This is a genomic window from Rufibacter sp. XAAS-G3-1 (assembly GCF_013623775.1).
Taxonomy (GTDB): Bacteria; Bacteroidota; Bacteroidia; order Cytophagales; family Hymenobacteraceae; genus Nibribacter.
The window spans coordinates 38,126-58,933 of the sequence record NZ_JABFAM010000008.1 but is presented as its reverse complement, the minus strand read 5'-3'; the positions used below and the strand labels follow the sequence as shown (position 1 = coordinate 58,933).

At 48.0% G+C, this 20,808-nt stretch carries 17 protein-coding genes; 8 read left to right on the top strand and 9 right to left on the bottom strand.

Going from position 1 to position 20,808, the window contains the following annotated elements; genetic code table 11:
* Positions 1 to 323: 323 nt before the first annotated feature.
* Positions 324 to 917: a thymidine kinase gene (locus HHO50_RS10605; RefSeq protein WP_181305999.1), complete on the bottom strand. Its 594-nt coding sequence runs from the start codon at positions 915 to 917 to the stop codon at positions 324 to 326.
* A 268-nt stretch (positions 918 to 1,185) separates the two neighbouring features.
* Positions 1,186 to 1,506: a 2Fe-2S iron-sulfur cluster-binding protein gene (locus tag HHO50_RS10600; RefSeq protein ID WP_181305998.1), complete on the bottom strand. Its 321-nt coding sequence runs from the start codon at positions 1,504 to 1,506 to the stop codon at positions 1,186 to 1,188.
* A gap of 61 nt (positions 1,507 to 1,567) precedes the next feature.
* Between HHO50_RS10600 and HHO50_RS10595 the strand changes: the two genes are divergently transcribed.
* On the top strand, positions 1,568 to 2,587 hold the full coding sequence (locus HHO50_RS10595) for a hypothetical protein (protein WP_181305997.1): 1,020 nt from the start codon (positions 1,568 to 1,570) through the stop codon (positions 2,585 to 2,587).
* Positions 2,588 to 3,015: 428 nt separating this feature from the next.
* On the opposite strand, the gene rodA is transcribed toward HHO50_RS10595, so the two are convergent.
* From rodA to purN, 7 genes are all read right to left on the bottom strand, one after another.
* Entirely contained in the window at positions 3,016 to 4,293 is a 1,278-nt protein-coding gene (gene rodA, locus HHO50_RS10590) for a rod shape-determining protein RodA (RefSeq protein ID WP_181305996.1), read from the bottom strand.
* Between the two features lie 10 nt (positions 4,294 to 4,303).
* A complete protein-coding gene (mrdA, locus tag HHO50_RS10585; protein ID WP_181305995.1) occupies positions 4,304 to 6,142 on the bottom strand; it encodes a penicillin-binding protein 2 in 1,839 nt (612 codons plus the stop codon).
* Entirely contained in the window at positions 6,139 to 6,663 is a 525-nt protein-coding gene (locus tag HHO50_RS10580) for a hypothetical protein (RefSeq protein ID WP_181305994.1), read from the bottom strand. Before HHO50_RS10580 ends, mrdA begins: the two co-directional genes overlap by 4 nt.
* Positions 6,656 to 7,561, bottom strand: a complete 906-nt coding sequence (gene mreC / locus HHO50_RS10575) for a rod shape-determining protein MreC (RefSeq protein WP_181305993.1) — start codon at positions 7,559 to 7,561, stop codon at positions 6,656 to 6,658. Before mreC ends, HHO50_RS10580 begins: the two co-directional genes overlap by 8 nt.
* A gap of 12 nt (positions 7,562 to 7,573) precedes the next feature.
* Complete coding sequence (locus HHO50_RS10570; protein WP_181305992.1) at positions 7,574 to 8,602, bottom strand: rod shape-determining protein; 1,029 nt, start codon at positions 8,600 to 8,602, stop codon at positions 7,574 to 7,576.
* 838 nt (positions 8,603 to 9,440) lie between these two features.
* Complete coding sequence (gene purH / locus HHO50_RS10565; protein ID WP_181305991.1) at positions 9,441 to 10,970, bottom strand: bifunctional phosphoribosylaminoimidazolecarboxamide formyltransferase/IMP cyclohydrolase; 1,530 nt, start codon at positions 10,968 to 10,970, stop codon at positions 9,441 to 9,443.
* A 211-nt stretch (positions 10,971 to 11,181) separates the two neighbouring features.
* On the bottom strand, positions 11,182 to 11,793 hold the full coding sequence (purN, locus tag HHO50_RS10560; RefSeq protein WP_181305990.1) for a phosphoribosylglycinamide formyltransferase: 612 nt from the start codon (positions 11,791 to 11,793) through the stop codon (positions 11,182 to 11,184).
* A 779-nt stretch (positions 11,794 to 12,572) separates the two neighbouring features.
* Between purN and HHO50_RS10555 the strand changes: the two genes are divergently transcribed.
* From HHO50_RS10555 to cas2, 7 genes are all read left to right on the top strand, one after another.
* Positions 12,573 to 14,450 (top strand): TIGR02556 family CRISPR-associated protein, encoded by a 1,878-nt coding sequence (locus HHO50_RS10555; protein WP_181305989.1) that lies wholly within the window; start codon positions 12,573 to 12,575, stop codon positions 14,448 to 14,450.
* A 4-nt stretch (positions 14,451 to 14,454) separates the two neighbouring features.
* Positions 14,455 to 15,378 carry a type I-B CRISPR-associated protein Cas7/Csh2 gene (cas7b, locus tag HHO50_RS10550; protein ID WP_181305988.1) on the top strand — a complete coding sequence of 308 codons (924 nt, stop codon included), beginning with the start codon at positions 14,455 to 14,457 and terminating at the stop codon, positions 15,376 to 15,378.
* Positions 15,368 to 16,159 carry a type I-B CRISPR-associated protein Cas5b gene (gene cas5b, locus HHO50_RS10545; protein ID WP_181305987.1) on the top strand — a complete coding sequence of 264 codons (792 nt, stop codon included), beginning with the start codon at positions 15,368 to 15,370 and terminating at the stop codon, positions 16,157 to 16,159. Before cas7b ends, cas5b begins: the two co-directional genes overlap by 11 nt.
* Positions 16,156 to 18,573 (top strand): CRISPR-associated helicase Cas3', encoded by a 2,418-nt coding sequence (gene cas3, locus HHO50_RS10540; protein WP_181305986.1) that lies wholly within the window; start codon positions 16,156 to 16,158, stop codon positions 18,571 to 18,573. The genes cas5b and cas3 overlap by 4 nt, the downstream gene beginning before the upstream one ends.
* Before the next feature lie 90 nt (positions 18,574 to 18,663).
* Positions 18,664 to 19,335: a CRISPR-associated endonuclease Cas6 gene (locus tag HHO50_RS10535; protein ID WP_181305985.1), complete on the top strand. Its 672-nt coding sequence runs from the start codon at positions 18,664 to 18,666 to the stop codon at positions 19,333 to 19,335.
* Between the two features lie 185 nt (positions 19,336 to 19,520).
* A complete protein-coding gene (cas1, locus tag HHO50_RS10530) occupies positions 19,521 to 20,519 on the top strand; it encodes a CRISPR-associated endonuclease Cas1 (protein ID WP_181305984.1) in 999 nt (332 codons plus the stop codon).
* Positions 20,516 to 20,806, top strand: coding sequence for a CRISPR-associated endonuclease Cas2 (gene cas2 / locus HHO50_RS10525; RefSeq protein ID WP_181305983.1), 291 nt, complete (start codon positions 20,516 to 20,518; stop codon positions 20,804 to 20,806). The genes cas1 and cas2 overlap by 4 nt, the downstream gene beginning before the upstream one ends.
* The last annotated feature ends 2 nt before the right edge of the window (positions 20,807 to 20,808 follow it).

Below are 20,808 nucleotides of genomic sequence, written 5' to 3'. Positions count from 1 at the left end.
GGCAAGAAATAAGCTAGCAGGGGCAATCCTTTGTGATTGCCCTTTTTAGTTAGCTTAAGAATGTTTTCTGGCGTAGTAGGACAGGTCGCGACCTGTCCGTACACATCTCTGAAAAATAGCCCAGGAATGGGAAAGGGCAACCACAAGGGATTGCCCCTACAGAATCAGGTACCGTAAATTAGGTGCCACATTGCTGCCAATGCCAGAAAGGATTGTCTTCTGGTAAAAACGGAAAAACCGTTTTTACCCTGTTTCTCAGAATTTAAGGGTTAAAACGGTTTTTGCCTGACTCAGGACTCAGAACTATAGACTCAGAACTCACTTTAGAATTTCCCTTTCAGGCCTTCCTGGAAACAGTGGCGGCAGCGGGCTTCGTAACTGTCGGTTTCACCGAGGAGGACTTTCTCTTGGGAGGCGGCTTTACGGAAGGAATAGGAGGCGATGTCGCCGCACTGGACGCAGATAGCGTGTACTTTGGTCACGTATTCGGCTACGCCCATCAAGGCGGGCATGGGGCCGAAGGGCTTGCCCAGGTAGTCCATGTCCAGGCCGGCTACAATCACGCGCACGCCGGAGTTGGCGAGATGGACGCAGACTTCAGTAATGGCTTCGTCAAAAAACTGGGCTTCGTCTACGCCTAATACATCACAGCCGCTGCCCAGCAGGAGCATGTCGTTGGCGAACTGGATGGGCGTGGAACGGATGCTGGTAGCATTATGGGAAACCACGTCTACATCATGGTAACGGGTATCAACAGCCGGTTTGAATATCTCGACGCACTGTTTGGCTATCTTGGCGCGGTTCAGCCGCCGGATTAACTCTTCGGTTTTCCCCGAGAACATAGACCCGCAAATCACTTCTATCCAACCTCTCCGCTGGCCTTGCTGGCGGTTTCCCACCCGGGGTTCTATGAACATAACTTAATGTGCTAATTTCTTAAGGTGCTAATGTGCTATTTCTTTGAAAGGCTTCTGCCACTAACACACTTGAACTAATGCGAAGGTACTAGCCGCCTGCCCTTAGCTAATGCACAATTTTTCCACACAGTTATTAGAAGTGAGTGATTTGAAGATTTGAAGATTGGAAAATGAGGAAATGACTCTAATTAAATCTCACATTTTCACATCTCCACATCTTCAAATCTCCACATCTTCTAATCTTCAAATCTCCACATCTTCCAATCCCTCATTGAGTATAAGAAATGTGGGGGAGTTTCGTTTGTTGGGGGACGCGGCAGGTGACGGGGCCGGTGAGTTGGGCTTGGCAGGTGAGCCGTTCGTTGGGACGGAGGCGGCCGTTGTGGCGGAAACGCGTTTCGGGGGCGGTGTCTGGGGCCAGGTTCTCGGCGCCGGCCAGCACAATCATCCGGCAGGAAGTACAGCGGCCTTTGCCGCCACAGGCGTGCATCCAATCCATTCTGGCGGCTTGCAGGGCGGCCAGAACCGTTTGTCCCTGGGCTACGTTCACCACAACTCCACCTAGATTTTGAACCGTTAATTCGGCCATATTTCGCTATATTTACGAGCGTATGCTTCCTCCAATGAAAGACAAATATAATCAAATACGCTTGGCACAGTACAGCCAGGCCCTTGCCCAACGCCTCAGCGAAGAACATTTTGCTCATCATGAGAACGTTACCGCCCAACAACTGATCTCCTTTACCCCTATCAAACAGGTGAACCTGTACATGATTAGAGAGCTGCTCACGCTCTGGAACCATGAAATGGCCAACCTGCGCAGCCCGTACTTTGATTTTGAACACCCCGAGGTGAAAGACGCCCTGGTACAGTTCATGAACGTGCTTTCCCGTAAGATTTCCATCAAACGCCCGCATTTTGAGCCGCTGCTGCTCAAGGCCATCCAAGACACCTTACGCACCGTATTGGAGCCGGTGGCGGTGTTTGAGGAGAAATTCATGCGCCTGGATGATCTCTCGGTGGCCAAATTGCAGGAGAGCCTCAAGTACCAGGATATTGACAGAGACGTGTACCGCCAGTTCTTGGATACGTTGGCCAACGGCAGCTTTGACCGCCATCAGGTAATTCCCAGGCTCAACCGCTTTCTGGCCGAACACGAAGCCGAGCGGATGTCAGTGGATGAGTTGGTGGGTAGGTTCAATGCCTTGCAGCCGCTACAGGTAGAGGATCTGTTCCCAACGGTAGCCGCCCCGACTCCTACACCAGCCCCGGCAGTTAGTACGCACGTGGTGAGCACGCAGCCCAGCTTCCGGCCCACGCTGCACGCTGAGCCTAAGTTGAACGAGCGCTTTACCCCTGAGCAACGGCCCACCCTGAACGAACGCTTTAAACAACCCGTGGCAGTTTCCATGGCCGACCGGCAGCAGGATCAGAAAATAGGTTCTTTGAAAGAGGCCATCTCCATTAACCAACGGTTCTCGTTCATCAACGAGCTGTTTGAAGGCGACAACATGGCCTACCATGCCGTCATCAAAAACCTGGATGAATATGGAAACCCAGACCTGGCCAAGCAGTACCTGGTGCAGGAAGTAGGCAGCAAATACAACTGGAGCCGCAAAGAAGAACACGTGCAAAAACTGACGAAGCTGATTGAACGAAAATTCGCGTAAGCTTTTCGCCTACTTTTGCCAAAACAAGCCAAAAACGCCTGCCTCTTCTATAGAAGAGGCAGGCGTTTTTAGTTTATCTGTTAACTGACAAGACCTTGTAGCGTTCGGAGAACCTGCGAACGTCTGTGTCGATTGCCTTCCCTTTTCGCCAATCAGGAGATTGGCTGTCCGTTGGTGCGTAGAGCGCTGACGCTAACTCTACGCACAACGATATTGCTTGTGGTTCTCGGCGAGTCTGGGGACTCGCATCATCCTCTGGCACGAGTTTAAAAACTCGCGCCAGAGGCAGTTAGCAGCTCAAAATAACTTGTGGTGCCCGAAGGCTCTACGAGCGTCTCCTGCACTTCTGTTTTGAGCCCACTTTCCTAAAAACAGGCTAAAAACAGAAGAATATCTTGCTACTTGATACGTGCTACCTGCTACGCGGCTTACCCTCGGCCCAGATCTAGTTTGCGGTGGGCATCAATGGCGAGCAGGATGAACAGCAGAATGGTGAAAGACCACAAAGACGATCCGCCGTAGCTGAAGAACGGCAGCGGAATGCCCACTACCGGGGCCAGCCCGATGGTCATGCCCACGTTCACCAGAAAATGGAAAAAGATGATGGAAGCCACGCAGTACCCATAGGTACGCCCAAACACCGACCGCTGCCGCTCGGCCACATGGATGATGCGCGTCAGCAAGGCCATGAATAAGGCGATGATGACCAGGCTGCCCAGCCAGCCGTGCTCTTCGCCCACGGTGCAGAAGATAAAGTCGGTGCTTTGCTCGGGCACGAAGTCGAATTTGGTTTGGGTACCTTCCAGAAAGCCTTTGCCGAAGAAGCCGCCAGAGCCGATGGCTATCTTGGATTGGGTCACGTTCCAGCCCACACCCAAAGGATCAATCTCAGGGTCTACCAATACTTTGATCCGGTTCTGCTGGTGCTCCTGCAAAACGTTGTCAATAAAGTAGGTCACACTGAACACCACCGCCAGAATGACCGCCCACATGCCTATGTAGGTGGGCAGGTACCGCTTAATCCGGTGGAAGTTGAGCCAGAGGTACGCCCCCATCAAGACCGTAATAATGCCCGCCAGGTACCACTGCGGAATCAGGAGCGTGAGCACAAAGACAAATACGGCTACCGCGCCAATGATGAGAATCAGGGGCGACATTCCTTCCCTAAAGAACGCCAGCGTGAAGGCCGCGAACACCAACGCAGAACCGGTTTCGTTCTGGAGAACGATAATGATGGGCGGCAACAGCGTCAGCCCCGCCAGTTTGGCCTGGTCTTTCCAGTTCTGTTGCCGCAGGTTGATGTTGCTCATGAACTTAGACACCGCCAGGGCCGTGGCGAACTTGGCGAACTCGGCGGGCTGCAAGCGCACAGACTCAGTGATCACGAGCCAGGAGCGGGAGCCTTTGATCGGCGAAGCCAACAGCAAGGTACCCAACAGCACTAGAATCACAAACCAGTAAATACCGTAGGCCAGCGAGTCATACGCCTTGTAGTCAATGGCGAACAACATGATGATGATCACCAGCGACGTGCCAATCCAGGCCAATTGCTTGCCCGAGTTCAGGGTGAAGTCAAAGATGCTGGTGACGTGCTCTGGGTTGTAGACGGCCGCGTAGATGTTCATCCAGCCCAGCGTGACCATGAGCAGGTACAGCCCAATGGTGACCCAGTCTATGTTGTTGGCAATTTTATAGGAAGTGCGCATTTCTCTTTCGCTAATCAGACCATTTGTAGAAACCACCGCTGATCATGTCTGCTTCCCAACGCTTGCGGTGGGTGGTCTTCACGGTATCTGTGAGGTATTTTTCAATCATGAGACTGGCCATGGGCGCGGCGGCAATGGCCCCGCCCCCGGCGTTCTCTACGTACACCGCAATGGCAATCTTAGGGTTCTCTTTGGGGGCAAAGGCAATAAACACCGAGTGGTCTTTGCCGTGGGGGTTCTGCACCGTGCCGGTTTTTCCGCACACGGTCACGCCTATGTGCTTTAAGCTGGCGTTTCTGCCGGTTCCTTTGTCTACCACCAACTGCATGCCGTCCACCACCGGCGGAAAATACATAGGATCTACGGATGTGTAATTCTTCACCAAGTACTCGGGCAGCGGTTTTCCATTTTCTCCCACGGAGCGCACAATGTGGGGCTTGTAGTAAAACCCCCGGTTGGCGATGGTGGCGGCAAAGTTCGCCATCTGCAGCGGGGTTACGCCCGTCTCGCCCTGCCCAATGCTCACCGAGTAAATAGTAGGATATTTCCAGCCGTCGCGTTTGTAGATGCGGTCGTAGAAGTTGGCATTCGGCATCATTCCTTTTTTCTCGCCGGGCAAGTCTATGTCCAGGCTGCTGGCAAACCCGAACGTCTTGATGTGCTTGTTCCAGTTGTCCAGGCCTTGGCGGGCATCTTCGTACACGTTGCGGTACTTGCCCCGGTTCACCACCGAGCGGAACACCTGGTAGAAATAAGGGTTGCAGGAGTGCTCAATGGCAATGTACAGGTTAGACGCGTACGGGTGCCGGTGCGAACACTTCACCAGAGACCAGTTGCACGCGTAGCCCGTCTCTGGCGTGAGCACGCCTTCCTGCATGGCAATCAGGGCCTGCGCCAGTTTGAAGATGGAGCCCGGCGGGTACGTGGCCATTAGCGGACGGTTGAACAGCGGTTTGGCAGGGTCACGGAGCAACTTCATGTAGTTATTCCCCAACTCCTTTCCGGTCAGCAGCGATGGATCAAAATACGGCGCCGACACCAGAGCCAGGATCTCGCCGGTTTGGGGCTCAATGGCCACAATACTGCCTACCTTCCCGCCCGACATAAGTTTCTCGCCGTATTCCTGCAATTTGAGGTCAATGGTGGTCACCAGGTTCTGCCCGGCCTCAGAGAGCGTGTCATAGGCGCCGTCTTTGAAAGAGCCTTTCTCAATGCCCCGCACGTTTACCATGGTGTATTTTACCCCCCGCTTGCCCATCAGGTACTTTTCATACTCCCGCTCAATCCCGCTGATGCCCAGGTAATCGCCTTGGCGGTAGCCGTGGTAAGAGCTATCTTCCAACTGCCTTGGGCTGATCTCCCCAATATAGCCCAAGGCGTGCGCCAGGCTGGAATGCGGGTAACTTCTCACGGTACGGGCATTGATGTAGAACCCCGGGAAATCTACCAGGTTGTCTTGGATGGCCGCAAACTCGGCGTTGGTGAGCCGCTGTAGAAACGGCGACGGTTTCACGTAAGAGTATTTCTTGGCGGCGGTGATTTTCTCCCGGTACTCGGGCAAGGTCATGCCTACCAATTGGCAGAATTTGAGGGTATCAATGGCACGGGCTTCTTTGGGTACTACCATTAAATCATACACGGGAGTATTTTCCACCAGCAGGGTTCCGTGGCGGTCATACACCAGTCCTCTGAACGGATACTGCACCACCCGGCGCATGGCATTGCTTTCGGCGGCGGTTTTGTAGCTGCTGTCCAGTACCTGTATGTAGAAAAGCTTGATGAGATAAACCGCCCCTATCGCTATAAAAATTGCTTGAATGACGTATTTGCGGCCTTCTAAGTACTTCATCTAAAACCTCTTGCCCTTCGCTCAAAAAATAACATTTGGAAGATCACCAGTACGGTTCCGGTGAACAATGTACTGGCGACTATCTTGGCTAACGTAAAACCTATCAGTTTAAATCCGTTGAGCTCCAGAAAAAATAGGGTGAAATGGTGCACAAAGATAAGCGCCAGGCCGTAGGTAAGAAACCAAAGCCAGCCCATAGAAGGCAAACTGGCATGGTCTGAGACCTCATACCCGTCGCGGGGCGTGAGCAATTTGAGCATAGACGGCCGCAGGTACGCCATCAATACCGTAGCGGCGGCATGCATCCCAGAGGTGTCATAGAAAAGGTCAATGGTGAACCCGCAGACAAAGCCCAGCAGCAACAGCAAGACCTTGTCTATCTCAAGGGGCAGGAACAGGATAAACCCGATGTAGACAAAGCAGAACCCAGTCTCAAACAGCACCAGGTTGCGCATGAGCAGCACCTGCAGGCCCATCAAGACCACAAACTGAATGACATGTATGAACCTAAAACTATTCATTCCCTTCGGTTATGCCTGATCTAAGCAGCAAGCTGTCCAGTTCGGGCTTGCGTTTGTTTTCTACCACGTACACGTAAGACAGTTTCTCAAAGTCAACGCTCAGCTGCACCAAGATGGTGTAGAAGCTTTTGTCAAGCTCTTTGCGCACACTTACCACGCGCCCCACCAGAATACCCGGCGGATAAATGCCCCCGGCCCCGGAAGTCACCACAGAGTCGCCTTTGAAGATTCTCTCGCTCAACGGAATGTAGTGCAGACTGGCCGTTTTGGAATCTTCCGTATCCCACCTAATGGAACCCAGGCTTTTGTTCCGCCGCAGTTTCACCGAGATCAGCGTTTGGGAGTGCAGCAGTGAGGTAACGGTGGCGTAATGCCTGGACACCGCTTTGACTCTTCCCACTACCCCGTTGGCGGTTAAAACGCCCATGCCCGCCTGTATACCGGCATCTGTCCCTACATTAAGGGTCAGGTGGTTGTTCAGCCCGCGCACAGAATTGCTGGTGACCCGCGCCGGCCGGTAGGTGAAGACCGCCGGGCCAAGCGTATCCAGCACCGCCAAGAGAGAATCCTGGGGGTCAGTTGTAGTGGCGTTCACAAAAAGGGAATCCTTGACGGTACCCAAGCTGTCATCTAACTGCTGCTCCTTCCTTTGCGTAAGCAGACCGCGCAAACGGGCATTCTCCTGCGCCAGGCCTTGGTTTACCTCCGTCAGCCGGAAATAATCAGCCACCTGGCTCTGGATCTCCAGCACACGCCCCACGTAATAGTTAGACGACTGGTAGAAGGCCGCACTGTGGTAGGTGTTGCTTCGGTACAAGAGGTACAAAGAAACGCCCTCCAACAGCAGGAACACCAGAAAAGCCCTAATCCGGAAGATAAAAATAAAGAGTTTCCGCATGGGCGCGTGTGTTTAGCTCAACAGCACGTTGCGGAAAGCTTCAATGTTTTTCACGGCCGCACCGGTGCCCCGCACCACGGCTCTTAACGGGTCTTCGGCAATGTGGATGGGCAGTTTGGTCTTGGCGGCCAGTCGCTTGTCCAGGCCCCTGAGCAACGCCCCGCCCCCAATGAGGTGAATCCCGTTATCGTAAATATCCGCAGACAGCTCCGGCGGCGCAATCTCCAGCGCTTTGAGAACGGCCTCCTCTATCTTAGACACCGACTTATCCAGCGCGATGGCGATTTCCTGGTACGTTACCTTGATCACCTTCGGGATACCGGTCATCAAGTCCCGGCCCCTGATATCAAAGTCGGCGGGCGGGTTGTCCAGTTCGGTCAACACCGCCCCTACCTCAATCTTGATTTTCTCCGCTGACCGCTCGCCAATCAACAGGTTGTGCTGGCGGCGCATGTGGTCTAAGATGTCTTTGTTGAACACGTCTCCCGCTACGCGGATGGACTGGTCGCACACAATCCCAGACAAGGCAATGACGGCAATCTCAGTGGTACCGCCTCCTATGTCCACCACCATGGTGCCAATGGGTTGCTCCACGTCAATCCCAATCCCAATGGCGGCGGCCATGGGTTCCTGGATCATCCAGACCTCGCGGGCATCGGCGTGCTCACAGGAGTCTTTCACGGCGCGTTTTTCCACCTCGGTAATCCCGGAGGGAATACACACCACCATGCGGTACGAGGGCTGGAACAGGCGTTTCTTGCCTTTGTCAATCATCTTGATCAACCCTCTGATCATCATCTCGGCGGCGGTAAAGTCAGCGATGACGCCGTCTTTGAGCGGACGAATGGTTTTGATGTTCTCGTGGGTTTTCTCGTGCATCTGCTGCGCCTCACGCCCTACCGCCAGAACTTTGTTGGTTCGGCGGTCAAGGGCAATGATGGAAGGCTCGTCAACTACAATTTTATCATTATGAATGATGAGGGTATTGGCCGTACCCAAATCAATCGCTATATCAGAAGTAAAAAAATTAAATAATCCCATTATTTGTCTGTGGTGCATTCACTGTTAGAATGCTATATATGAAATCTATTTCCTCTACAAGGTACTTTAATGGCGCGAAATTACGTATTTCCCGCTAATAATTACGCTTGCGCGTGAGACAGTTCAGCTTTTAGACTATTTTCTGTAGAAAAACTCCAAAACAGCCGCATTTCACCGGCATTCACCTACATAACTGGCAGAACGGAAGAAATATTATGGACGGAAGCTGATCATCGGCTTGCCTTAACGCAGATCTTTAAGTTCTCCAAATCTGGTTCCCTCCGGCTCGGTTTCAGGATAGTTCTAGCAAAGAACCTGTTTAGAGTTTTTCATTAACCGGCATCTAAAGCAATTCCTCTGGTGCGAGGGGCCATGTAGGCCAGCATTTTTAGGCTGTTTTTATGAAAATAGGCATAAAACAAGAGGGTATCTGTACAGTGGCACAAGCATCCGTTTATACCGCCGTTTTCAGGCTGTTTTTAGGAAAACAGTCTGAAAACTCTAAACAACCTCAAAGTAATGATATGCTAGAACAGAACACCCGCTCGCCTCTCAGACGCGTGTGAAATCATTACTTTAAAGGACTACCCATTTTACACCAACTGGTATTTACCTGCTTTCCTTGGTTTTCTGGCGCAAGCGTCCGCTTGTGTCCGCGGGCATTTATGATCTGCCATGCGGGCAGACACAAGCGGACGCTTGCGCCAGGAGGTTCTAACTAGTTACGGAAGACACTTTAGGTGATTGGGTTTTAGAACTATTTTCAGAAAAGAAGCCAAAAACGAAGCCCGGCCTCTACTTGAGTGGCCGGGCTTTCTGTTGATCAATATGAGTGAGATTAATGTTTGAAGTGACGCACGCCGGTCATGACCATGGCCATGTTGCGGGCATCGCAGGCCTGGATGGAATCCTGGTCTTTGATGGAACCGCCGGGCTGCACCACGGCGGTGATCCCGGCTTCGGCGGCAATCTCTACGCAGTCTGGGAACGGGAAGAACGCGTCTGAGGCCATGACAGCCCCCTCCAGATCAAACCCGAAGCCCTGGGCTTTTTCAATAGCCTGGCGCAGCGCATCTACGCGGGAGGTTTGGCCCACACCGCTGGCGAGCAACTGGTTTCCGCGGGCCAGCACAATGGTGTTGGATTTGGTGTGCTTACAAACCTTCAAGGCGAATTCCAGGCCTTGCACTTCTTCTGCAGACGGACCGCGTTGGGTCACGGTTTTGAAATCAGCGGCGGTTTCAACGGCTAGGTCTTTGTCTTGCTCAATTACGCCGTTCAGCAAGGTTTTAAACAGCTTGGACGGCATTTGCACGGGCTTCTGACGCAGCAGGATGCGGTTTTTCTTAGACCGTAGCAGTTCCAGGGCATCTTGGTCAAACTCCGGCGCAATCAGTACCTCGAAGAACAGTTTGTTCAGCTCTTCGGCGGTAGCCAGGTCTATGGTTTTATTGGTGATGATCACGCCTCCGAAGGCGGAGATTGGGTCGCAGGCCAGGGCGTTCACGTAGGCCTGGTGCAAAGAATCGGCGACGGCCACGCCGCAGGCATTGGTGTGCTTGAGAATGGCGACGGCCGGTTGATCAGCGAATTCAGCCATTAAAAGAACGGCGGCATCTACGTCTACCAGGTTGTTGTAAGACAGCTCTTTTCCGTTCAGTTTATCAAAAAGGGCTTCTAAATCGCCGTAGAAGGTGCCGCTTTGGTGCGGGTTCTCGCCGTAACGCAGGGTCTGGCTTTGGCGCTGGCTCTGCTTGAACGCGGGGGCCAAGTCCTGTTCCTGGCTCAGATAATGGAAGATGTGGGTGTCATAGTGCGAGGAAATATCAAAGGCTTTGGCCGCGAACCGCTTGCGGTCAGCTAAGTCGGTGTTGCCCTCTTTGGTTTGCAGCAGCTCTACCACCTCACTGTACTGCTCGCGCGAAGACACGATGAGCACATCCTGGAAGTTCTTCGCCGCGGCGCGGATGAGGGAAATGCCCCCGATGTCGATTTTCTCAATCACGTCTTCTTCTGCGGCGCCGGACGCCACGGTTTCCTCGAACGGGTACAGGTCCACAATCACCAAATCCAGGGCCGGAATCTGAAACTGCGCTACTTCCTGCTGGTCTTGTTCGTGACCGCGGCGGTGCAGAATTCCCCCGAAGATTTTGGGGTGCAGGGTTTTCACGCGCCCGCCAAAAATGGACGGGTAATCCGTGACGCTGTCCACGGCCACCACCTCGGCGCCCAGGCCTTCCAGAAACGTCTGGGTACCACCGGTGGAATAAAAGGTCACGCCTTGTTTCTGCAACTCGCGCACCAACGGCTCCAGGCCGTCTTTGTAGTACACTGAGATGAGGGCAGATTTGATTTTAACGGAATTCATATAGGTAGCGAAAAATGTAGGTTAGAGAGGAAGAAGCCATTGAAAACGAACACAGAAATCCCGCTCCTTGACTTTGTTCATCAGGAACTGGCGTTGAGTTTGGCACAGGAAATTCAAAGAAAGTAGCCCGGAAAAGGCCCGCAGATGACACGTTGGTTGCCGCAAGGGCAGCAGTAAGGGCCGTGTCAGTCGCTTCATCTTTTGGTTTGGGTTAGGCGGCGGGCGTTTGGGGGCTGTTTTGGCCGGAAGAGAGCAATTCCTCCACCACGCGGGGCAGGTGCCGGTGCTCCAGCGTGAGCACGCGGGCGGCCAGGGTCTCGCAGGTATCATCGGGTTGCACGCGGCAGCGCTCCTGGTAAATGGGCGCGCCCTCGTCATAATGCTCGTTCACGAAGTGGATGGTGATGCCCGTTTCGGCCTCCTGGGCATTGATGACCGCCTGGTGCACGTGCTGGCCGTGCATGCCTTTGCCCCCGAACTTGGGCAACAACGACGGATGGATGTTGATGATTTTGTGGGGGAACGCCTGCACAAACGCGGCGGGCAACAACCACAGGAACCCGGCCAGTACAATCAAATCTGGATTATAGGCTTCCACCTGCGCCTGCACCTCTCCGCTCCGCAAAGCGGCCCGGTCAAAGACGGCGGTGGGCACGCCATAGTTCTGCGCCCGTTGCAGGGCAAAGGCCTCGGGGTTGTTGGAGAAAAGCGCCGCCACCTGAATCTGCGGGTGGTGCTCAAACTGCTCCAGCAGCCGCTGGGCATTGCTCCCGGAGCCGGAAGCGAAAATGACGATGTTTTTTTTCTTTGCGGAGGTACCCAAAACTGCCGGTGCTGTCAATGGAAGCGCAAAGATAGTGTTTCTGGGGTATTTTCTGGAAAAGAGGCAAAAAAAGAAACCTCACCCCCAGCCCCTCTCCCGTGGAGAGGGGAGTTCCGGTTGATGCGTTTTGGGGCTGGTTTGGGGAAAGGAGGCTTAAAACGCCTTTTTGAGTGAGGCGCAATGGGTTGTACTTTGCATGGCTGGCACAGATGCTGGCAGGTTCTGCGGACGCGACGAGGTCTTTGGAGTAGGCGGCCCTTAGTCTGAATCAGGTTCAATTCAGGATTTGATGAAATGAATAGCGTTTCAATCCTTATTCTATTGGAGAATTTAGTAAACTTACGCTTCCATTCTTCCAGCAGAGCAGGTTTTCCACTAGAGCAAGGATTGAAACATGTACTACTTCGTTTGCTCGGGTAATATTTAACCGTATCCATTACAATAAGGAGTGAAGGTTAAGTATTGTTATTGTAAAAATATTTTAATGTACTACTATTTTTGTTCGGAAGAAAAACATATCTTTAGCTTATTATCAAAGAAGCTGTTTAGAGTTTTGCGCCTGTTTTCCTAAAAACACCCTGAAAACGGCGGTACAAGCAGATGCTTGCGCCAGTATGCAAATAACCGCCTCTTGTTTTCTGCCTGTTTTCATAAAAGTAGCCTAAAAACGATGGCGCTGGTTGACGCTTGCCCCAGAAGAATTGCTTTAAATGCCGGTTCATGAAAAACTCTAAACAGGTTCAAAATAATTAGCATATCAACAGCACAAACTAAAGCCCATGCAAGATAAAGCGATATCTCAGATAGGTGAATTGGAGCAAAAAATCGCAGTTGACAAAGAACCTTATCAGCTGTTTATTGAAAACATGTTTCCTAAAAAAGGCAATTATGGGATGGCTATCATTGTGTTTTGCATTTCTAAAGAAGGTGACTCGGATGTATGTAGATACAAAGGCATTGATTTAGAAAAGGTAAATAAAGCCAACTTCTTGAAATTTGCTTATCGCAAAGGTTCCGCCCGGGGGGGAGATATTACATTTACAACTAAACTCAATGAAGTTGAGACCAAGATTAACACAATCAAAGATATTCAGTTAAAAAAACTAATTAAAAAACTAGGAGAAGCAAATTACAAAGAAGAAAAAGCTTTATTTAAAGCTTTTCAGGTGTGCTTTGAAGAAAATAAAAATTTTATAAAAGAAGAATTATCAAACACATATAATACATTATCCAAAGATGAAAAATTGGCTACAGGCTTATCTATAATAATTGAGATTGATGGAGAAAAAAAATATTTAGCTGATTTCAATATTATAAAAGACATACTTCTTATTAGCGGGTCACAAGATAAATCTGAGAAATATAGTGTAAAATCAGAGGGCAAAAACAACTTATGCTCTATCTGCTATCAGATTAAAAATACGCTACATGGCTTCGCATCTCCTTTTAAGTATGCTACAGTAGACAAACCTGGGATGGTAAGTGGTTTTTTTGAGCAAAAGAATAATTGGAAAAATTATCCTATATGCACCGACTGCTCACTAAAATTTGAGTTAGGCAAAACATTCATTACAAATAATTTAAACAGCAACTTTTACGGAAAGTCTTATTACATTATTCCTAAAACGATTTTATCTACAGATACAAATGCTTTAGACAAAGCCATCAAAATGCTTCTTTCACATAAGTTTGAATCAGCATCAAAAGGCTCACAAATCAAAAGGAGCGAGGAAAGATTTGGGGAATTGATAGCCAACGAGAAAAATTTCTTTAACCTGAATCTGCTTTTTTATGAAGAAGACCCTAAAAACAAAGCAATTAAAATAAAGCTACTACTTGAGGAAATATTACCCTCGCGTTTCAGGAAATTGTATGTTGATATCCCTGCCATAGTCAATTCAAGCCCATTATACCTAAAAGCATTTATAATAAAAAAGGAAGCTCACGACTTACGGTTCAGCTTTGGAATTTTAAAGACTTTTTTTGAGGAAGATTTTTATAATTTGATTCAGAAGGTATTTCTGGGGCAGCCACTTTCAAAGGAGGTGCTGTTTAATAAATTCATGCAGGTTATCAGGCAAAACTATTCCAAAATACAGAGCTCAGACGGCTACGTTGAGAATACCTATTTAACCATTCTTAAAGCACATCTTACTTTAAAATACTTCCAGCACTTAGGCATCATCAGTTTTAACGACAAATACATATTTATGGAAAAAGACAATACAGAGGTAAAAGAAAAGAAGGAAAGCTTTGACCTCGAGAAGCTAAAAGCCTTTATCGTTCAAAACAAAGGGTTTCTCGACGAAAATTATAAAGTCGGAGTTTTCGCTGTTGGCATAATGGTACGCCTGCTGCTAAACATTCAGAATAGAAGCCTGAGCAATACGCCTTTCGAAAAGAAGCTTAGAGGCTACAATTTAAGCGCTGACCTTCTTAAAAGCATTTATATAGAAACGCTAAGTAAGCTCTCCCAATATCAGGGATTCTATGCTTATGGAAACTTAAGAGAGTTTGTAGATGAGTACTTTATCCTGAACAGCCACCTCCTGAATAAAATCTCCAACAACGAACTATCTTTCTATTTTGTTGCAGGCTTGGAATTTGGCAATAAATTCAAATCTAAAAAAGAATTAGAAACATCAGAAAATATCTAAACCCATGGCAGAAACAATCAACAACCGCAGCGAGATTTTATTCTTGTATGACATCGAAAATGCAAATCCTAACGGCGACCCTTTAAATGAAAATCGTCCTCGTTACGATGCCGAGGACAGCACCGTAATTGTGTCGGATGTTCGTTTAAAACGCACTATTCGCGATTACTGGTTTGAGTACAAAGGCTTCAACGGCGAAAATGGCAAAGATATTTTCGTACGCGAAACAACCTACCAAGATGGTGATAAGACTTATATTTCGGATGGTAAACGCCGCGCTACCGCCTTTGGCGAAAGCAAGGAGAAAGTACTCGACATGTGTGTTGATGTAAGAACTTTCGGGGGAGTGTTGCCTTTAAAAAATGACTCTATTACATTAACAGGCCCCACTCAATTCCAAATGGGGCGTTCCCTGAATAAAGTAGAAATAATTACGGAACAAGGTACAGGAGCATTTGCATCAGGCGATAAAAAAGGGCAGGCAACTTTCAGAACTGAATACAAAGTACCTTATGCCATCATCGGGTTTAACGGTATCATCAACGAAAAAGCAGCGAAATATTCATTAATGTCTGCCGATGATAAAGAGCTGCTGCTGGAAGGAATCTGGGAAGGAACTAAAAACTTAATCTCTCGCTCCAAGTTTGGGCAAGCTCCTTTGTTCTTGTTGCACATAACCTATAAAGAGCCTTTTTATATTGGAAGCTTACGCCAGAGACTGTCTTTGCACCACCCAGATGTAAATGAGATGCACCTGCGCAAGGTAGACGATTTTGAGCTTGATGTAACAAAAGTATTGGAAGAGATAAAAGCGCATAAAGACAAAATTCAGTCGGTTGAGCTAAAGATAGATTCCAGGCTAATAATGCGCTATAACGGAACAGCATTTAAACCCGCTGCGCAAATCCTGAATCTCGATGAACTATAAGGACTTTCTTATCTTTGACATCAGTAGTGAGTATGGGCATTTCCGAAAGTTCAATACCACTACTTCTCCCCTTACCTACTCTATCCCTACACGACCTGCCATTGCAGGTCTGATAGGGGCGATTGTTGGAATAGAGCGCGAGACAAGACCCAATAAGTATAAGGAAGGTGCTATCCCCTTGCCTGAGTTACTTTCCCGACAAAACGCATCTATTGCGGTACAGATTCTGGCACCTGTAAAGAAAACGAACATTGGGTTTAACCTGGTAAGTACGAAAAATTTCAGGGATTACTTCAACATCAACGACAAGGACGCCACAGGCAGTATAAAAGACACTTACCGAAGAACCCAGATTGAGTTTGAGCTCCTGAAGAATCCTTCTTTCCGAATTTTCATCTCTTGGGAATACCAAGGCTTGTTCCAGAAACTAATCGAAAATGTAAAGCAAAACAGAACGCACTTTACACCTTATCTAGGTCTTAGCCAGTTCACTGCGCAGCTTACATTTATAGATACTTGCCAGGCAGAATTAGTAGAATCAGGCGATTATGAAGATGTGGTTACGGCAATAAATTTATCCAAGGTCAGAGGAAACGACCCTATCCAGTTTGATTATGAAGCTGGCAGGTATACTTCAGACACTATGCCAATAGAAATGCGGGCAGACCGAATAGTAACCGACTATGCAGATGTACTGGTGGAAACGAACGGAAAAACTACCCGTGCAAAGTTAAACAACATTTACAAAGCACAGCAATACGGCAACATCTCCTTCTTATGACACTTTACTCGCACCCAGGTAAACCACTGATTAAGCATTTGGAAGAAGTAGCCCAAAGTTGCCTCTCTTTCTTCCAAAATAATCGGCAGGTATTTGCAAATACTGAATTAAAGGAAACACTAAAGAACTTAGCCTTTATCTGCGGTGCATTTCATGACATAGGAAAAGGAACCAAATTTTTCCAGCATTACCTGCTTAGCCCAGACCACGAGCAAATTGGCCCAAAAAACCACGCACTCGTTTCTGCTTTGTTTGTTAAAGAATTGGCCAAAGCTTATTTAAAAAGCACCAGCTTATCAGATTTTGAAAAAGCACTATTTGCACACTTTGTTTTCACAGGAGTAAAACGGCATCACGGCAAATTGAAAAATTTTGTCGATGAATTTGATATTACCAGCAAATCAGATGAATTGCAGGAGCAACTAATCAGCTTTCAAGAAGCGGAAGTGCAGGAAATTCTTACTCATTTTGCAATTCAGCTTCCTGTTAAATATTCATTGCAGAATTTTAAGGAATACATCATTTCCAAGTCCTATGAAAAGGACATGCTTGATTTTTACATGGATGAATTTACTTGGGGAGATTACGAGAATGTGCCTTCGGAAACTAAAATAAGTTACTTCTACGCCCACCAATTACTTTATAGCTGCCTTCTCTTTGCTGACAAGACTGATGTTATACTTCAAGAAAATCAACAAGAAAAGGCACTACTCGAGGAAAACCTTGTGCAAAGGTTCAGGAAGGAAAAAGAATTCGAAACTGCCAGAACAGAACTTGACGGGAAGAAGAATCAGGCATATTGTGAAGCAATCGATAACCTGCAAGAAGTATTTTCTCCGTACCAGCACATTTACTCCTTAACCTTGCCAACAGGTTTAGGCAAGACTATTACTTCCTTCGCGGTTGCATTGGAAATGAAAAAGCTCTTGGATGCACCCGATACTAAACTGATAGTTGCAATTCCTTTTACATCTATCATTGACCAGAACTTTGATGTTTACAAGCAGATAATAAATTCTGAAAACACGAACCTGCTACTCAAGCACCACCACCTGGCAGAACCGTCTTATAAAATAAACGAAGATGTGTTTGACCCAGATAAGAGTCAGTTCCTAATTGAAACCTGGCAGGCGCAGGTGGTGGTAACAACATTCGTACAGCTTATTGATTCTATTTTTTCCAATGATAAATCAAAACTGCTAAAGATTCCAAATCTTGTTAACTCCATTATTATTCTTGATGAGGTTCAGACTATTCCTTACCACTACTGGCAGTTGCTGAAAAGCGTATTTGAGTTTTTGGGAGAAACTTTTAACTGTTATTTTATCTTTATGTCGGCCACTCAGCCGCTCATTTTCAACCCTGAAAAAGTTATTGTGGGAAGAAAGGAAATTCAGGAAATTATACCCGCCTACAAAGATTACTTCAAGTTTTTTAACCGCACCAAGCTTGTAAATAGAACAAATACAGAACTTACCATTGATGCATTTAATGAAGAGGTATTCAGCTACATCAATGACAATCCCACAAAAGACATCCTGGTAATTATCAATACCAAAAAACAGTGTTTATATTGTTTCGAGGAATTGGTAAGAATGATTGAAACAGACAAAACGGAAATCTATTATCTATCCACCCTCATCACTCCTTTTGAACGCAAAAATATCATCAAAAGAATAAAAGAAAAGAAATCGGGCAAGCAGCAGGTTATCATTTCCACACAATTGATAGAGGCAGGCGTTGACCTTTCCGTAGATACTGTTTTCAGAACTCTTGCACCTATCGACGCCATCATTCAGGCAGCAGGAAGAGCGAACCGCTACAATGAAAAGGGTATATTGGGAGGAACAATATTTCTTTACCAAATAAAGGAGATAGCCAGAGCCACTTCTCTCATTTACGGTAGCGACCTTATTCAGAAAACAAAAAACGTTCTGAAACAGGTAAAAGAAATAGATGAGTGCAATTATCTTCAACTCATTGAGAGTTACTTTAAAGAAGTAAAAACCCAATCTGATAATTACCATTCAAAAGAACTTGAATTTTTAACCAATTTACAATTTGAAGATCTAGGAAATTTTAGCCTGATAGAAGAAACTAAATCAGAATCTGTTTTTATACAATTGAATCAGGAGGCTGTAACAGCTTGGGAGAAATTTATCTCTATTTATAGCAATGAATCACTTGACATTAGAGAAAAGAGAACCGCTTTCTCAAAAATAAAAGCTGTGTTCTATGATTATGTTGTTAATGTGCCTATTCCTTATGGTTTAAAATCAATTTTATTTGATTCAGAACAATGCTTCGGCTTTTACATCTCATATTCTAATAACCCGTCACAATACTACCAATATGATGAAGATGATTACACCCGAAATATTGGCTATAAAGAAGTCGGTGCTTATGTGTTGTAATCGGATAGAAGACCAAATTCTGCCCAATCCTGAAAAACGGGAGGAAGATAAACTCTTTTTCAATTAAAACATTTCATACACAGCGGCAACATGCAACAAACGCTCCACACCACCACCATCACCTTCCCAGAAATCCAACTGAAAACGCGGGATGCGCACAAGCTGCGGGGGTATTTCGGCAGCTTGTTCAAAGACCAGTCGCCGTTGCTGCACAACCACCTGGAGAGCGGCGAGAGCCATTACCGGTACCCGCTGGTGCAGTACAAGGTAACAAACCAAACGCCCATGCTGCTGGGCATTAACGAAGGGGCAGAACTGCTCACCTCGTTGTTTCTGAAGGTGCAGGAGTTGCAGTTGGATGGGCGTGTGTACCCAGTCTATAGCAAGAACATCAAGAACCAACGCTGGGCCATTGGGGTAGACAGCGACTTGCACCACTACCGCTACGAGACGCTTTGGATGGGGCTGAACCAGGATAACCACCGGCGATACCTGCAAACGGAGTCGGTGCAGGAGCGGCAGGAGCAATTGAAGCGCATCGCTATCAGTAACATTCTGGCGTTTTATAAGTCGTTTGATCTGCTGTTGCCCAAGGAACAGCGCATTCTGCTAAACCTGCAGGTGCAGGAGAAAAGCACCCGCTTCAAAGACCAGCACATGCTGGCTTTCAGCGGCGGCTTCACCACCAATGCCTTGCTCCCTGACTTTGCCGGACTGGGCAAATCAGTATCCAGAGGGTTTGGGACGGTCAAAAAGGTTTAACACCTACCCACCACCCTTGTGAAGCACTTACCTATCAAAGCTGTTTTAAGTCAGTTTTACGGAAAACAGACCTAAAACAGTCAAACATCTAGTAAAATGCTGCCTAAGCCAATGACAAGGGAAAAGGCAAGCGCAGCTAATGCTAAATTATCTAAACAGGTTTTTCTTTTGTCTTCAATAAGTCTATGCAACTACACATTAATACGTACGGTACCTATGTGCATATCAAGGACGAGCTATTTGAGGTGCGCATCAGGGAGAAAGAAACCAATGATATAAAGAAGCACCACTTCGCCGCCTCCAAGGTAACCAGCATTATCATGACCACCGGGGCGGCCCTCAGCACCGATGCCATCAGGCTGGCAATCTTAAACAACGTGGATATTGTATTCACTGAGAAAGACGGCCACCCGCTGGGGCGGGTGTGGCATAGCAAGTTGGGCAGCACCACCAAAATACGCAAATGCCAACTGGAGGCCAGCCTGAACAAGACCGGAGTTGACTGGACCAAGGCCTGGCTGCTGACCAAGTTAGAAAACCAGCGGGACTTTATCCAGGATCTGAAGAAGCACCGCACCCCGCAGGCCGATTACCTGAACGACAAAACTGCCCGGCTGGAGGCGTTGGCAATCTCTATTTCATCTTTACAGGCGGAGCGCGTAGCGGACATCGCCGACACCTTGCGGGGGCTGGAAGGCACGGCCGGCAGGCTTTACTTTGAGACATTGAGTTACGTACTCACCAAGGAGCACCAGTTCAGTGGCCGGAGCAGCCGCCCGGCCAAAGACCCATTTAACGCTTTCCTGAATTATGCTTTTGGCATCTTGTACAGCAAAATAGAAAAAGCCCTTATCATAGCTGGATTGGACCCTTACCTGGGCTTCCTGCACCGGGATGATTACAACCAACTCAGCTTTGTATATGATTTCATAGAACCCTACCGCATCTATGCCGAGACAGTTGTTTTCCGTTTATTCTCGGGCAAGAAGGTAAACAAAATCCACTCAGACCAAATCACCAACGGTTACTCGCTCAACAATGAGGGGAAAGCCCTGTTGGTGGCCGCCTTCAACAAATACTTTGATGAAGAAACCATCCGCTACAAAGGCAAAAACCAGACCCGCAGCAACACCATCCAGTATGACGCCCATACGTTTGCCAACAGCTTAATTCAGAAGGCATGATTATTTGGGTACTATATGACATCAAGAACGATCGCAACCGCACCAAAGTGGCAAAGCTTTGTAAGCAGGCGGGGCTTTACCGGGTGCAGTTCTCCGTGTTTCTTGGCTCCCTGAATGCCCATGAGAAAGACACGTTACGGTTGCAGATAGAAGATTACATTGATGAGGAAGAAGACAGCGTCTACATCTTCCCGATGAACAAAACAGAGCTTCAGCAGACAGAACTTCTGGGGCAAGCCTTTGACAAGGATTTGATTTCGGACGAAGTAAGAGCCCTGTTTTTCTGAAC

Bases quoted from the DNA above. Each gene is read 5' to 3' on its own strand.
- cas2 (WP_181305983.1), top strand. From the start codon at position 20,516: ATGATTATTTGGGTACTATATGACATCAAGAACGATCGCAACCGCACC.
- mreC (WP_181305993.1), bottom strand. From the start codon at position 7,561: ATGCGGAAACTCTTTATTTTTATCTTCCGGATTAGGGCTTTTCTGGTG.
- cas3 (WP_181305986.1), top strand. From the start codon at position 16,156: ATGACACTTTACTCGCACCCAGGTAAACCACTGATTAAGCATTTGGAA.
- HHO50_RS10555 (WP_181305989.1), top strand. From the start codon at position 12,573: ATGCAAGATAAAGCGATATCTCAGATAGGTGAATTGGAGCAAAAAATC.
- cas7b (WP_181305988.1), top strand. From the start codon at position 14,455: ATGGCAGAAACAATCAACAACCGCAGCGAGATTTTATTCTTGTATGAC.
- HHO50_RS10600 (WP_181305998.1), bottom strand. From the start codon at position 1,506: ATGGCCGAATTAACGGTTCAAAATCTAGGTGGAGTTGTGGTGAACGTA.
- HHO50_RS10535 (WP_181305985.1), top strand. From the start codon at position 18,664: ATGCAACAAACGCTCCACACCACCACCATCACCTTCCCAGAAATCCAA.
- HHO50_RS10580 (WP_181305994.1), bottom strand. From the start codon at position 6,663: ATGAATAGTTTTAGGTTCATACATGTCATTCAGTTTGTGGTCTTGATG.
- cas5b (WP_181305987.1), top strand. From the start codon at position 15,368: ATGAACTATAAGGACTTTCTTATCTTTGACATCAGTAGTGAGTATGGG.
- HHO50_RS10605 (WP_181305999.1), bottom strand. From the start codon at position 917: ATGTTCATAGAACCCCGGGTGGGAAACCGCCAGCAAGGCCAGCGGAGA.
- HHO50_RS10570 (WP_181305992.1), bottom strand. From the start codon at position 8,602: ATGGGATTATTTAATTTTTTTACTTCTGATATAGCGATTGATTTGGGT.
- rodA (WP_181305996.1), bottom strand. From the start codon at position 4,293: ATGCGCACTTCCTATAAAATTGCCAACAACATAGACTGGGTCACCATT.
- mrdA (WP_181305995.1), bottom strand. From the start codon at position 6,142: ATGAAGTACTTAGAAGGCCGCAAATACGTCATTCAAGCAATTTTTATA.
- cas1 (WP_181305984.1), top strand. From the start codon at position 19,521: ATGCAACTACACATTAATACGTACGGTACCTATGTGCATATCAAGGAC.
- purH (WP_181305991.1), bottom strand. From the start codon at position 10,970: ATGAATTCCGTTAAAATCAAATCTGCCCTCATCTCAGTGTACTACAAA.